Here is a 13,973-nt window from a genome sequence, read left to right on the forward strand (position 1 = left end):
TTAGTTTGTTAGTTTATTTATGAGTCCAAAGCCCATAGACCCCATTTCTCCAAGTCAAAAGGCTTCGGCCGAGTCAGCTGAGTCTATCATTCCACGGAATGCAGATTCAGCTCAGGTTTTAGCAGAAGCCAAATCAAGACTAGAGTCCGCCAAAGAGGAACAATCTAGATCTCGCCGGAGGCTATTATTCTGGGGATTACTGGCTGGTTTGATCATATTTTTGGTTGGTGCTGGAGTTATTGCATATAAAGCATTAGAAGATAAAAAGCTGGCTGAAGATGAGTATGCGGTTATTGAGGGGCGATCCATAAAACAGTCTGAGTTTGAAGCTCTGCGCGACGCATATATTCGTTATGATCAACAAAAAGGGCAAAGTGATAAACGTATATCTGAGAGGCGTGCTGCCGATGAGCTAATGACCAGAGTTGGATTAGAGGTACGGGCTGAGAAGTATGGTATAGGAGTTACTCAAGATGATATTGACTCTTATTTGGCGCCAGCGTATTTGCAGTATGGGTCTAGGGATGGCTTACTAAGATACAACCAACATCTTTATGGCTGGGATGAAAAACCTCTATATCATAAAGCTAAGTTAGATTTATTAAAGCAAAAACTACAATCAAAGATAATTGCGGAGATGGATTTATTGGGTGTGTATATTAGGTGGGATAATCACATGGATAAGTCTGAAGAATTTCAAAAAGAATATGGGCGTAAGGCTGTTGAACGACTGGAAAAAGATTATCTTCCGAGACTCAATGGAGGCCAAGTCGCAGGTGACTTTATTAAAACAACGGACGTAAACGCGTCTCTGCCTGTAGAATTGAATAACGAAAGGCTTAATAAAACTGACGACCCCATAGTACGTTATCTGGAGTTAAAGTCAGCGGTTAATGACCCTAAAAATGATCCTTTTCAGCACGGGCAGAAAGCTAGTGATGCAAAGTCCGCTTGGGCAGAGATAGAGAAGCTTGAGAAAGTAGGGGACACTACGCCGGTTTTCAAATCTGATAGTGGTATGTATTTAGCCTTGCGTATCGAAAGGAAGTCAGAAGGCGAATACATAAGCTATGAGTCATACCTCAAAAAAGCTATACAAGAGGGAAAAGTAGACAGCAGTTATAATGAACTACCAATACCGGATAATGGCCGCAACATTCTACCAACACCAACAAGTAGTGCGGATGTAAGTTTGCTTGCCAAGTTTCTACCAAAAGCTACTGCTTCAGGGTCGAGAGACTGTTGGGCACAAGACCCCCTTCAGTATGAGATGCGGCCAGCAGATGGTAGTGCGGGTTATGCGTCAATTACTAATAATCCATTTACGGTACTTGTAGTTCGTTCTGGATCCGATACGTGTATTCCGTATAATGGTTTTGGTTATTTTATGAATGCGCAAGGAAGACAAGCGTGGACATCTCCGAATGTGCAGCACGGTATGGTGATACCGCTCAATTGTTATGGTGTAGTGTGGGATTTTGCTTGGTCAGCTCCTAGTGGCTACCAGGGCTTTACCGCGGGTGATTATCAGGCTCCAAACAGAATATTAACCGGTTTTGGATCTGGTCTTGTATGGGCACCATCTGACATATCGGGGCTTTGGAGAAATGCGAATATCTATTATGGTATTGCAAACGGCGCTGGTCGCTATGCGGTAGCACCTATCTTTTATCCTGATGCACCACCCCCACCACCACCACCTCTCTACAATATTACCGGATGGAAAGCTGATCGCTACGGCAATGCAACGCCACAAGTTGCTGGTGCTGTAGTTCGAGATACTAGTGTGGGTGATTCAAGTGCGACGCAACCATTTACGCTAAATGGAAGAAATCAAGCTCAAGACCATATTGTCCAAGCTCAGGATACACCAGACTGGACTGCGACTGGCTGGGAGCTAGTGAATAATGGTACATCTGGTAATCAAAACTATTATGGTTTTCCGGCCAGTTCAACACCAGTTAATTCAACCCAATCAATGATTTTTCGTTATGAACCACGTCCATCTAGCGTTAGAGCTGGGATACTTGTAAAAGATCCTTCTACGGGTGCTTTATCAAACCCATGCACACAGTCAGGTTATCAGAATGTACCATGTAGTAGCGGGACGAATGTTACCTTGCAACGTACCTTTAATTTACCGCCTGGTTTAGTAAATTCTTATTCAAATGCAACAATGAGTCAGACTACATCAAATGGGGCAGCTACATATGGGGGTCTTTATACTGGTAGTTATACAGCAACAGCTAGTGGTATTCCGGCAGGCTGGCAGATAGTGGGCACTTATCAGTGTAGCGATAATGCTGATCCAAGCAATTGTTTTCCAGCCGATGGGGCGGGTGTTAGCCCAAATTCTAATGGTGTGATGCCGATTTGGATAGAAGCTAATCGTAGTCGGCCGGTATTTTACGTATTGCAACCAAATCAAATGGCACTAAAGGGAGATAAGAAAGGGCCGGGGACATTTACTAGTACTCAAAATAGCGATACTACCAACTTAGGTGTTGGGACTATAATGGTTGGCGCTCAGACGGTTTCTGGCAATAATCAGGCTGGAGCTTGGAATGCTCCACTTAACTTTAATCCTTCCAGTGGTGCATATAGTGTGCGTGCGGTAGCTCCGGCAGGCTGGCGAATTCGTGGCTATGCATTTTGTGCGTCAGCCTCAGCACTGTCTAGTTGTGCGTCAAATGATGCTGTTTTGGCGCCAAATAATCAAACTCAGGGCCAACTTATTCTTGGCGGCAATGATACAACAGATTATTCATTAAACATTGATTATACAAATCCAGATGGCCAAGCTCGGTTTAATGGTGTAGTAATTCCGGCTGGAGGACAACTTTGGGTAACCTTTTTCTTTAAGCCAGCACCAGTAACAATTCAGGTACGAGGCAAGATAGACATGCAAGGAGGCAATGGTACCGCCAATACCGACCTTAATCCCTGCGCATTCAATGACTATAAAAGAAATCTTTGCACCCAGACTGAACTACAACCCGTGCGCATGAATACGCGTGGTCTCCCTATTACTAGTAATCCAACGATGATTGATATTGATGATCCTGCGGGTGCATCTGGGGGTGGTGCTTGTGCGTCTAAGGATTATGTGCCAACTAAGCCGGGTTATAATTATGGGAGTTTTGCCAGTTCGGGCTTTTACTGTACTAATGAGGGTGGTAACGGCAGTATTACTCAAGCCAAATTTATTACCGGTAACAGTCCTTTGCGCTATGGTATGACTTTAGATGCTAGAACGGGTGGCGTTGGCAATAATACTAATCCAGCAGAGAATAATCTTGCTATTGTTCGCAATGTTTATCCTGGTAAATATAGCTTTCAGATGAAAGGCCTACCACAATATAATGGAGAAGATGCTTACAATGTAGCACAAGCCACCTGTGCGCCAAATCAGCTAGATTGCTCAATGAGCACTGCGCCAATCAATAATGTTGATGGTTGTCTTTTAAATCATCGTCGACAGGCGGAGTATACGGCTGTCACGTATTTTTTGTGGTGGCCTATCTATACACCAATTGTTGCACCTTATAATGCATCTGCCCTAAATGACCCAGCTGGTCAGAATTACTGTACTATTATGTGGTCTGGTGCACCAGGGGCAGATAATTGGCCAAGTGGAGGAACACCACAATCTTGGAATATTTCCGCTCAAAGACCACGCCAATGCCTGCTAACTAATGGCGTGTGGGCTTATAATCCACAATGGAATGCGGGCACGGGTAGCTATGGGATAGATGCAAGTGGTACATCGCCTTGCGGTTATCGTAAGGATGCTAAAACAACTGGCCCAAATACTTTTACAATGGGACTTCCAATAGATACTGGCTTCCGGGAGCAAGTATTCTATTATTCGCCCAAAATATTAGCCACAAATACAAATCTAACTTGTGATAATTATTCAGCTACTGTGGTATTTATGCCGGATCCTTCACGACCAGTGACGACATACTATCGATTTGGGCGGTATGGTCAGCCAGCCACAACTACTTTAATGCGCACCGATAGTTCGACAGGTGGAGATGTGATGTTGGCTACAACTCAGACTAGTGGACCTAATGCGCATCAAATACGTATAGATATACCAAAATATAATGGTCAGGGTGGAGAATTATTGAAGGATGGAGATCGTCGTTCGTTTGAGGTCTATGCTCGCTATGGTGATAGTTCTAGTAATAGCCCAGATGGCGACTTAGTAAATGGCTATGGTTCCGAGAGAGATTGGGGCTCAGCATTTGGATCTTGGAAGTATGCACCAGCTAGAATTTCTTCTTTAACACATCAGTGTCAGAATAATGCAACTTGTGATCAGGCTAGCTTCAATAATCAGCTCAATGCTATTGCTATTATGGATGCAGATGATCCACAAGCCAATACAATCGATGTGACAGTGACGAACACCGGCCATAGCTTTTGGCAACAGAATGTAAATGAGAATGGTGCGTCAATTACAACTGGCCACGAACTGACAGTTACGGGGGGTACCTTACTAGCTGCAAGTATAAATGATTCGCGTGGTTGGTATATTGCTGGGCCAGATTATCGCATGGCTGATGGGACGCAGGTTTATCCAGTCGCTTTAAATCCGAGTGCTTCAACCTATAAATTTACAATGCATATAAATCCGCCAAAAGATGGTGGTAGTAAGTTTACACTTGGTTTTCAAATGCGCCAGTACAAGCCAAGCTCTGGCTATACGGAAGTATTTGGTACAGCCTGCGAAGGGCAAATGGAGATCAAGGTTAGTTATAAGCCATGGTATCGAGTTCAAAATGGTAATGTAACGGCACTGGGGGAGATTCGAGATCAGCCTGAATCTGCTCGAGGTATGTATAAGGCTGAGAATCGTACTAATAATAATCCATATCCAGGTAGTGTGGATAATGTAGCTAAGTTAAAAACTGACAGTGCCAAGCCAGTGATGAACTTGCATGCTCAATTTTCGGTTGTCGCCGAGGGTGGGGGGACAAACTTCTGCTCTACAAACTTTTATATGCTAGGCATTGCCGACCCACCAAATAGTTTTACGCCAAATGCTTCACAGCAGAGTAGAAAGTGTAGTTTTGGTGGTATGGATTTGAATATTCCTCAGGCTGAGGATTCTAATGGTGACGGTACAAAAGAGCTTAAAAATGATCAGCTGATTGTTACGGCTAATAACGCTTATCGCGATAATGGGCAGTGTGTTGATGTAGGAAGCAATCCAGAAGATGATGGTGGCCCATATGAACTTTCAGCACCCACTAAATATTATCGGTCTTGGGAATCAGCGCCTTATGACGTGCCGAGTTTGAAGTGGAGTACTGAGCAAAAGCCAAATAATAGTGACGATGGCCCATTTGGGCGGCATGCTTCTGGTAATCCGGCTGAGCGAGGGTTGTATCTTGTAAATATCACCAATAATCCATTGCATCGTCCTTGCCCAACTATATTTAAGCTTGATACGCCATCAAATCCGTCCAATCAGTTTGTACAAAGTGGCTATCGAAGACTCGGCGGCTTCATTTATGGCGCTGGTCGCTCTACAATTCTTTCTGATCAAACCATATATATTACTGATAATATTACGGTTAGTATTCCGACATCACCACCGTATAGCTTTCAGAGAAATGGAGTGCCAGATATGGCTGGGCTGAATGCAGTGCCAAATCTTGGCATTATATCGGAGGGTGATATTGTGGTGGCTAGTAATGTGGAAAGAATTGATGCCTCATTGTATGCCAAAGGCAGGATTATAACCTGTGATCAATATGTGCCAAACTCTGGGCTAAATGAAGATGCTGGTAAGACCGATCAACCGGGCTCGACCGGCACCAAGTGGATTCGACGCGGTGCTGGCATTGGCTTGGATTCTAACCCACTAGCCAGTGAGACGACTGATCCAAATGTAATTGAGGCACCGAATGCTGATAATGCGGAAGCCAAAAAATGCGCAAACCGACTCAAGATCACTGGCAGTGTGACCGGTGGGTCTGGTTTTACTCTGGGGCGTAATCATATTGATTTTAGTGAAATGGTACAGCGTTGGGGTAATAACGAAGGTGGAGCTTTTGGTGGACAGTCGCCTCAGGAGTTTGGTAAGTTTTGTAATTTGTCAGATGTGATTGGTATCCGTCGGGTATGTAATCTGTATGGTGTGCGCAAAGATTTTGATTCTCCTGATAATACAGGGGCTACCTACTGGCTAGCTGAAAAAGCCGGTTGGCCACAAAATTATTATACTGGTGGACCGGCAGAAGACTTTGTTGGTAACGGTATATCAAGCTTTATGCCACCACCTGGTTTTGAAAATATCAGTACATCTGCGCAAACTGCCAAGTATTATAAGAATACTGCCCGACCTAGGTTTTAGAGGATAGATAATAAATGGAGGCGTCATAACAAAATAGGTGCAAAAGGGGGAGTACTAATTCAAAATAGTTATGCTAAAATAAGAACACATGGAATTATTCGTTGAAGATGAACATTATTTTGGAGTTGACCTCGGTAACTCCGGTATCCGATTGGTTGAGCTTAAACTAATTCATGATAAGCCCACACTCGTTACTTATGGTGATATTGAATTACCGTTTGGACTGATGAGTTCTGATTCTCCAGCTGATCAGGCGCGAATTTCAGAGATACTCAAAAAGCTGGTATCAGACGCTCGTGTGAGTACCAAAAATGTTGTAGCTGGTTTACCGGCTAGCAAAGTATTTGCCAGCGTGCTTAAACTGCCACAGATGGCTGATAATGAAATTGCCCACACTATTCGCTTCCAGGCCGATAAATATATTCCGATGCCAATTGATCAGGTGAAGCTAGATTTTTTCCGTATAACTCGCGATAAGGAAGCTGAAGAGATCGATGTATTATTGGTTGCCACACCAACCAGTATTGCCAATAAATACCTTAATATTTTCCAGCAAGCTGGACTGGAGTTGATGGCTTTAGATATTAATGCAATTGCTCAGTCGCGCTCGATGGTACCAAATGCTGATATTGATGTGGTGGTAGTAGATTTTGCTTCTTTAACCACTGATATTGGCCTAATATCGGCTGGAATTCCGGGACTGATTCGATCGGTTAATGTGGGTGCTAAATCTCTTATTCGAGTGACATCTCAAAACCTTGGTCTCGATGAAGTGCAGGCCGAGCAGTTTGTGCGTAAGTTTGGCCTAACTCAAACTAAGCTAGAGGGGCAAGTTTACCGCTCGATGAAGCCGTTACTTGATAATGTAGTAGAAGAGATTAAGCGCTCAATGGAGTTCTTTTACCAAAGTAACTCTGGCCGTAAAGTGGAGAAGATTGTTATTACTGGTGGTCCGGCAGCAATTCCAGAAATGCCGGTTTATCTTGCAAATGCACTGGGCTTACCCGTTGAAATGGGTAATCCATGGCAGAAGATTAGCTATGCCACTGAGTTTACAGACCGCTTGTCGGGTATGGCGTTAAGTTATTCCACATCGGTTGGTTTGGCGTTAAGGAATATGGTGTAGGCTATGTCGGTTCGGATCAATTTGCTCCCCGAAGCCCGTATGATAAAGCTGAAAAATCAGCAAACCAAACGCTTGGTTACGGTGGTTTGCTTGGTTCTTTGCAGTAGTGTAGGGATTGTCTTAGTGGTATTACTCCTGCTTTTGGGTGCACGCAATATTCAGTTTGCTACTAACAAGGGAAATATCGAAGAGCTGAATAAAAAGATTGCTGCTAAAGCTGGTGTAGAGCAAGATGTGGCATGGTTTAATGGAGCTCTTACCGAAGCTGATTCACTTTCTAATAATCGAATTCTCATCTCGCAGCTTTTTGGTCAACTAGCTAATGCTGCACCTCCTGGCATTAAGATTGCAAGTCTATCGGTGGATCCAGAGTATAAGGTCAAAGCATCGGTTGAGGCGACTGACTTTAATAATGTGGCACTCTTTATGAATGCCTTAAAGACTTATAATGTTGAGTTTAATCCGATTGCTGGTTTTGATAGGGTGCCAGTTTTTACCGATGTTGATGTTCAGGCTGTTACCAAGCGTAAGCAGACTGATAATGCCAACTTTGAAGTAAGCTTTAAAGTTGATGAGAAGCTAGTAAAGAAATTCCGTGAAGACAGTAAGGCGAATGAGGAGAATAAATAATGGCACCCACTAAGAAGCCAGCCACTCCTGTTGCTAGCAAAAAAAAGCTGGTTCCACCGCAAACTCCAGGTACGGAGGCTGCCATGCAGGGAATTCGCAATTATCTTATCATTGCGATTGGTGTTACGGTGCTGGTTGTTTTAGTTGGGGGTTATTTTATATATACTCTGGCGCAATCTAATGTTAAGAAAGCCCTGGAAGTTCGAGCTCAGGAATATCAAATTAAGCTTTCGGAGAATAAAATTGCCAAACTCGATGAAGCTGAACCTGAGATCCTAAAACTTAAACAAGCAGATGGCGATAAGCCATCAAGATTTGATTTTATTACTCAACGCACATTGCCAGAAAATGAAGATTTTGAAGCTATTTTAACTATCTTTAACCGTCTCCAAAAAGACTATCAAGTAGATATTGAGTCTATTACTAAACCGGGCACCGCTACTGCTGGAGTTGCAACTACAGCAAGGAGCACACCAAACACAACTGGTGCTGGCAAATCTCAGTCTAGTTTAATTGCAATTAAGGCCACTGGATCGCAAGAAGCAGTAATTAGCTTCTTACAAGCGCTAGAATCATCATCACGTATCTTTGACTTTTCAACAATGAAGATTTCGAGTGAACAGGGTAGCTTTTCATTGGATATGCAGTACAAAATTTATGCCATGCCAAAACCTTCAATCAATAGCACAGATGTAAAAATTGATGAATACGAAGCTGATAAAGGAAAATACGAATGAAAAAACGAGATATTATAGGGCTGGTAATAGCGGTTGCGCTAATTGCGATTACTGGAGTACTACTATATACACAATTAGCCCCCGCTCCAAAAGATACTGGTATATCGGTTAGCGTACCAGCTAAGGTGGCTGTGCCATTATCCGATCCAAAAGATCAAGAAAAATTAACTGAGTTGGAGCGTTACGAGGACTTCTCAAAGCCACAGCAGTGTACGAACGAGACTTGTGGACGAGAGAACCCATTGTAGCCCTAGCGAGGTAGATACTATAAAATGCTGACGTTAGAAAATCAAAAGATCATCGAAAATATGATTGTGCAGGGCGATATTGTCCCGCACGATGTGTTGGAGATTGCAAAATTGCGGTCCGCCAAAGAGAGCAAAGGACTTTTACAGGTATTATTAGATATGAAGGCTTTATCTGAGGATGATTCAGTTAAGCTAATTGCTATTTCAAAAAAGATTCCCTTTGTTGATTTGATGCATCTGGATCGCCCTGTTGATCAAAAGGTTCTGGAGATGGTACCACTTGAAATTGCCAAAACCTACATGGCCGTACCGTTTGGGGTGTCTAATAGCTCGTTAAATGTTGCATTGCTTGACCCAACTAATTTGCAGGCGATCGATTTTATATCGCGTAAAACTGGCTACACTATTAATCCATATATTGCTTCTCAGGCCGGTATTGATTTTGTGCTGGGGATGTATAAAGAGAAGTTTTCTCAAGAAGTATCAGAGGTTTTAAAGAATATTGCTTCGGCTCAAAAAGAAGAAGTTGAGGCTGAAAAAAAGACTGTTCAAGATCAGAAAAAGATCAACGACATTGTTCAGGATGCACCAATTACTCGAGCCCTCAATACTATTTTAGAGTATGCAATTAACTCACGAGCATCAGATATTCATGTTGAACCCCGTCAAAAAGAGCTGAAGATTCGGTTTCGTGTCGATGGTATTTTGCAGGAAGTGATGACGTTACCAAAAACCACCGAAGCAGCCCTTATCTCTCGTATTAAAATTATGTCTAATCTCAAGATTGATGAGCACCGTATTCCTCAAGACGGGCAAGCGGTATATATTTTTGCTGGTCGCGAAGTTGATTTGCGTATTGCGATTGCGCCAATTAGCTATGGGGAACAAGTGGTAATTCGTATTTTGGATAAGAACGCCCAAAATATTACTCTGGATACGCTAGGCTTTAGGGGGCGTAGTTTACGCCTTATTACATCTGGTATGCATAAGCCACACGGTATGATTCTATCAACTGGCCCAACTGGTTCAGGTAAATCCACTACTCTGTATGCGGTGGTGGGGGCAATTAAATCGGTGGCAATCAATATTGTGACGCTTGAAGACCCGGTGGAATATAAAATGGAGGGTATTAACCAAATTCAGGTTAATACGGCGGTGGGGCTAACCTTTGCTAATGGTTTACGGTCTATTTTGCGTCAGGACCCTAATGTGGTGCTAGTGGGGGAGATTCGTGATGCCGAAACGGCCGATCTAGCCGTGCAGGCAGCGTTGACTGGACACACAGTACTTTCCACACTCCACACCAACTCCGCAGCTGGTGTTTTACCACGTATGCTAGATATGAAGATTGAGCCATTTTTGATTGCCTCAACCGTCAACACTGTAATTGGCCAGCGCCTAGTGCGTCGCGTTTGTCAAAAGTGTAAGCAAGCTTATGCGGCGCCGGGCACAGCGGTGGAGCTAATTAATAAGATTATAGGTTCATTTTTACCTAAAACTCAGGCCGAAGTGCAGGCTAAAGAGCAAGAATATGGATACGAGGGTTTGCCACTCTATAGTCAAAACGCTTATACTTTATATAGGGGGGTAGGCTGCGACGAATGTAAAGATGGTTACTCTGGTCGTATTGGTATCTTTGAGGTGTTTGAGATGAATCCAGCGATGGAAAAGCTCTTGCTCAGTAGGGCAACCACCAACGATATTCAGAACCAGGCAATCAAAGATGGCATGCTGACTATGCAACAAGATGGCTATCTAAAGGCATTAACAGGTGTGACCACCGTAGAAGAAGTGGCACGTGTGGCAACCGATCATTAGTAATTATATTTAAGAGGAATTATTATGCAGCCAACAGATCCAAACAGCCCAGCCCAGCCCAGCGGAATTCCTATTGATGGAGTAAGTGGGGTAGTTTCTAGTGTACCGCCAGCAGCCCAAACTCAAACTCCGGCTCCGGTAGCTCCAAGCCAAAGCCCCGCACCGGCTCCAGCTGCAGAAGTAAGTGCGGCCGATCAAGTGCACCAGATGGATTCGAGTCAACATGCCGGCAAGCTTTCCATCGAGCCGTATTTGGAGGAAGTTATCCGTCGAGATGCTTCAGATATCCATATTCAGGTTGGCTTACCACCAATGTTGCGCGTTGACGGGGCATTGGAACCAATTAAAGATGTGGAACCACTGACTGCCGAAGGTATTGATGATATTATTTTTAGCCTCCTCGATGATGATCAACGCGAAGTGTACCTGAAAGATAAAGAAATTGACTTTTCTTTTGCGTATGGCGATTTGGGTCGTTTTCGTGTTAATGCCTTCCACGAAAAGGGTAACCCAGCTGGTGCGTTTCGACTTATTCCAAACAAAATTCGGACCGTAGAAGATCTTGGTTTACCGCCGATTATGAATAAGCTAACCGAATTTCCGCGTGGCTTGGTGCTGGTTACTGGCCCAACTGGTTCGGGTAAATCTACTACCTTGGCTGGTATGCTCGATAAAGTGAATCGTGAGCGGGCGGTGCATATCATCACCATTGAAGATCCTATCGAATATCAGCATCATCATAAGAAATCTATTGTGGTTCAGCGCGAAGTACACTTTGATACCAAGAGCTTCTCCTCCGCACTTCGCTCCAGCTTGCGGGAAGATCCCAACGTAGTGCTTATCGGTGAGATGCGCGACCTAGAAACTATCTCCACCGCCATTACGGTGGCAGAAACTGGCCACTTGGTGTTTGCCACACTTCACACTAACTCGGCAGCTCAGTCGATTGACCGTATGGTAGATGTTTTCCCACCCCACCAACAGCAGCAAATCCGTATTCAGTTATCTAGCGTATTGCAAGGGATTGTGGCGCAACGACTCATTCCGATGATTGGTGGTGGCCGTATGGCGGTGGCAGAAATTCTAGTGGTTACTCCAGCTGTACGTAATATTATTCGTGAAGGCAAAACCCACCAGCTCGATGCTGTTATTCAAACTGGTGCCGAATACGGCATGCAGTCCATGGACGCTACACTTGCACATCACATTCACGAGGGTAAGATTAGCTATGAAGAGGCCAAGAATTATGCTGTTAACTTAGAGGAGTTAGATCGCTTAATGCGACACTAAGTGGGCAATAAAAAACGATGCTAGATTTTCAATATAAAGCTAAAGACAAATCGACAGGCCGAATCATAGTTGGTTCTATTCAGGCCGATAATGAAATGGCTGCCGGTAAATTGCTTTTAAAGCAAGAGCTTTATCCGATCGAGATGAAGCCCAAAAAAGCCTCAGCTTTCTCGACTAGCAATGCTCACGCTAAAGCTAAAACCAAGCATAAGGTTGTATTTACTCGCCAGCTAGCTACACTCATTAAGGCTGGTCTACCGGTAGCGGCAGCTCTAAACTCTTCAATGAGCCAGGTGGATGACAAGACTATGAAGTCGGTCATCTTCAAGCTGACTAAATCAGTGGAAGGTGGTACCCAGCTCTCCCAAGCTCTAGCCGAGTATCCAGAAAACTTTAATACCATCTACATTTCTATGGTGCAGGCTGGTGAGGCCAGTGGTAATCTAGAAATTACCCTAGAGCGCCTAGCCACCCAATTGGAAAAAGAGGCTGAAATTACTGCCAAAATTCGTGGCGCGATGATTTATCCGGCTATCGTACTGGTGGTAATTCTTTTGGTGATGGGCTTTATGATGACCAGCGTGGTACCACAAATTGCCGAGTTGTATAAGAGTTTTAATAAGTCTCTGCCTTGGATAACTCAAATAATGATGTTTGGTTCGGATATGATTACCAAGTGGTGGTTTATTACATTTCCATTTATTGGAGCGGTTATTTTTGGTATCTTTAAATACCTCAAAACTCCTATGGGTCAGCATAATATGGCTCGGACAAAGCTCACTATGCCACCGTTTAATCAGCTCTTTTTAAAGATGTATATGGCTCGGTTTTCACGTACGCTAGGAAGCTTGGTAGCTAGTGGCATACCAATTTTAGAATCACTCAAGCTGGTTTCAGAAAGCTTAAATAATGATATTTTAAAAGCCGAAGTTGAGATAATGGCGGATGAAGTAAAATCTGGCCGAGCCCTGTCTGAAGCTCTGCATAAATCTGAGTATTTTTTACCGCTAGTGAGTCAGATGATAAAAGTTGGGGAAGATTCTGGGACAATGAGCGATATGCTCGACCGCCTTGCCACTTTTTATGAAAATGAAGTAGATCAGGCTGTAAAAAATATTTCTACCATTATTGAGCCAGTACTGATAGTGGTTATGGGTGGGTTAGTCGTACTGATGATAATTGGCGTCCTGTATCCAGTTTATAATTTAGTAGGGCAAGATTTAAGTGGCGGCGGTGGTGCTACTACAACTAGCGGGCAGTAGTTGACGCCAGCTCACAGTTTGCTATTATAAGCATAAGCGTTATAAAAATACGTGAATATTATAAGGAGGTCTTTATGACAGATAAAAAAATGAAAAAAGGGTTTACCCTGATTGAAATTGTAATTGTACTGGCAATTGCGGCTTTGATTATGGTGGTTGTATTCTTTGCCGTGCAGGGTGCTCAGCGCGAACAACGTAATACTACTCGCAAGGATGTAGCTAACCGTGTTAAAGCCGCTATGGTGACTGCACGCGGTAATAATAATGGCGGTACTGTCACTGATGCAGTATTAGCAACCTATGTACCTGCTGCAGAGCGTGCTATGGGGGCAACAACTATCGGTGTTGCTACTGGTGTTGTCTTTGCGGCCGGCTGTACTGTTAATAATACAGTTAATGTGCAGTGGGCTACTCCAGATACGGCATCTATTTGTCTCGAAACAGGTGGTGCTACAGGTGTACCATATTTAGCTCGTTAGTGAATCTACCAACACC

General features: G+C 43.7%; 9 protein-coding genes. All 9 read left to right on the top strand.

The annotated features are described in order from the left end of the window. Nucleotides 1-19: 19 nt before the first annotated feature. The 9 genes from IPM44_00550 (at nucleotide 20) to IPM44_00590 (ending at nucleotide 13,957) form a co-directional block, all read left to right on the top strand. Complete coding sequence (locus tag IPM44_00550; GenBank protein ID QQS27060.1) at nucleotides 20-6,367, top strand: hypothetical protein; 6,348 nt, start codon at nucleotides 20-22, stop codon at nucleotides 6,365-6,367. Nucleotides 6,368-6,455: 88 nt separating this feature from the next. Then, entirely contained in the window at nucleotides 6,456-7,493 is a 1,038-nt protein-coding gene (gene pilM / locus IPM44_00555; GenBank protein QQS27061.1) for a type IV pilus assembly protein PilM, read from the top strand. Between the two features lie 3 nt (nucleotides 7,494-7,496). After that, nucleotides 7,497-8,123, top strand: a complete 627-nt coding sequence (locus IPM44_00560; protein QQS27062.1) for a PilN domain-containing protein — start codon at nucleotides 7,497-7,499, stop codon at nucleotides 8,121-8,123. Then, nucleotides 8,123-8,860, top strand: coding sequence for a hypothetical protein (locus tag IPM44_00565; GenBank protein QQS27063.1), 738 nt, complete (start codon nucleotides 8,123-8,125; stop codon nucleotides 8,858-8,860). The genes IPM44_00560 and IPM44_00565 overlap by 1 nt, the downstream gene beginning before the upstream one ends. Continuing rightward, nucleotides 8,857-9,108 carry a hypothetical protein gene (locus IPM44_00570; protein QQS27064.1) on the top strand — a complete coding sequence of 84 codons (252 nt, stop codon included), beginning with the start codon at nucleotides 8,857-8,859 and terminating at the stop codon, nucleotides 9,106-9,108. Before IPM44_00565 ends, IPM44_00570 begins: the two co-directional genes overlap by 4 nt. 24 nt (nucleotides 9,109-9,132) lie before the next feature. Further along, nucleotides 9,133-10,926 (top strand): type II/IV secretion system protein, encoded by a 1,794-nt coding sequence (locus tag IPM44_00575; protein ID QQS27065.1) that lies wholly within the window; start codon nucleotides 9,133-9,135, stop codon nucleotides 10,924-10,926. A 207-nt stretch (nucleotides 10,927-11,133) separates the two neighbouring features. Continuing rightward, a complete protein-coding gene (locus tag IPM44_00580; protein QQS27362.1) occupies nucleotides 11,134-12,216 on the top strand; it encodes a type IV pilus twitching motility protein PilT in 1,083 nt (360 codons plus the stop codon). Nucleotides 12,217-12,233: 17 nt separating this feature from the next. Next, nucleotides 12,234-13,478 carry a type II secretion system F family protein gene (locus IPM44_00585; GenBank protein QQS27066.1) on the top strand — a complete coding sequence of 415 codons (1,245 nt, stop codon included), beginning with the start codon at nucleotides 12,234-12,236 and terminating at the stop codon, nucleotides 13,476-13,478. Nucleotides 13,479-13,552: 74 nt separating this feature from the next. Further along, complete coding sequence (locus IPM44_00590) at nucleotides 13,553-13,957, top strand: type II secretion system protein (protein ID QQS27067.1); 405 nt, start codon at nucleotides 13,553-13,555, stop codon at nucleotides 13,955-13,957. Nucleotides 13,958-13,973 lie beyond the last annotated feature (16 nt).

This window comes from bacterium (assembly GCA_016700035.1).
Taxonomy (GTDB): domain Bacteria; phylum Patescibacteriota; class Saccharimonadia; order CAILAD01.

Coding starts and splice junctions, on each gene's coding strand:
- IPM44_00550 (QQS27060.1), top strand. CDS start 20: ATGAGTCCAAAGCCCATAGACCCCATTTCTCCAAGTCAAAAGGCTTCG.
- pilM (QQS27061.1), top strand. CDS start 6,456: ATGGAATTATTCGTTGAAGATGAACATTATTTTGGAGTTGACCTCGGT.
- IPM44_00560 (QQS27062.1), top strand. CDS start 7,497: ATGTCGGTTCGGATCAATTTGCTCCCCGAAGCCCGTATGATAAAGCTG.
- IPM44_00565 (QQS27063.1), top strand. CDS start 8,123: ATGGCACCCACTAAGAAGCCAGCCACTCCTGTTGCTAGCAAAAAAAAG.
- IPM44_00570 (QQS27064.1), top strand. CDS start 8,857: ATGAAAAAACGAGATATTATAGGGCTGGTAATAGCGGTTGCGCTAATT.
- IPM44_00575 (QQS27065.1), top strand. CDS start 9,133: ATGCTGACGTTAGAAAATCAAAAGATCATCGAAAATATGATTGTGCAG.
- IPM44_00580 (QQS27362.1), top strand. CDS start 11,134: ATGGATTCGAGTCAACATGCCGGCAAGCTTTCCATCGAGCCGTATTTG.
- IPM44_00585 (QQS27066.1), top strand. CDS start 12,234: ATGCTAGATTTTCAATATAAAGCTAAAGACAAATCGACAGGCCGAATC.
- IPM44_00590 (QQS27067.1), top strand. CDS start 13,553: ATGACAGATAAAAAAATGAAAAAAGGGTTTACCCTGATTGAAATTGTA.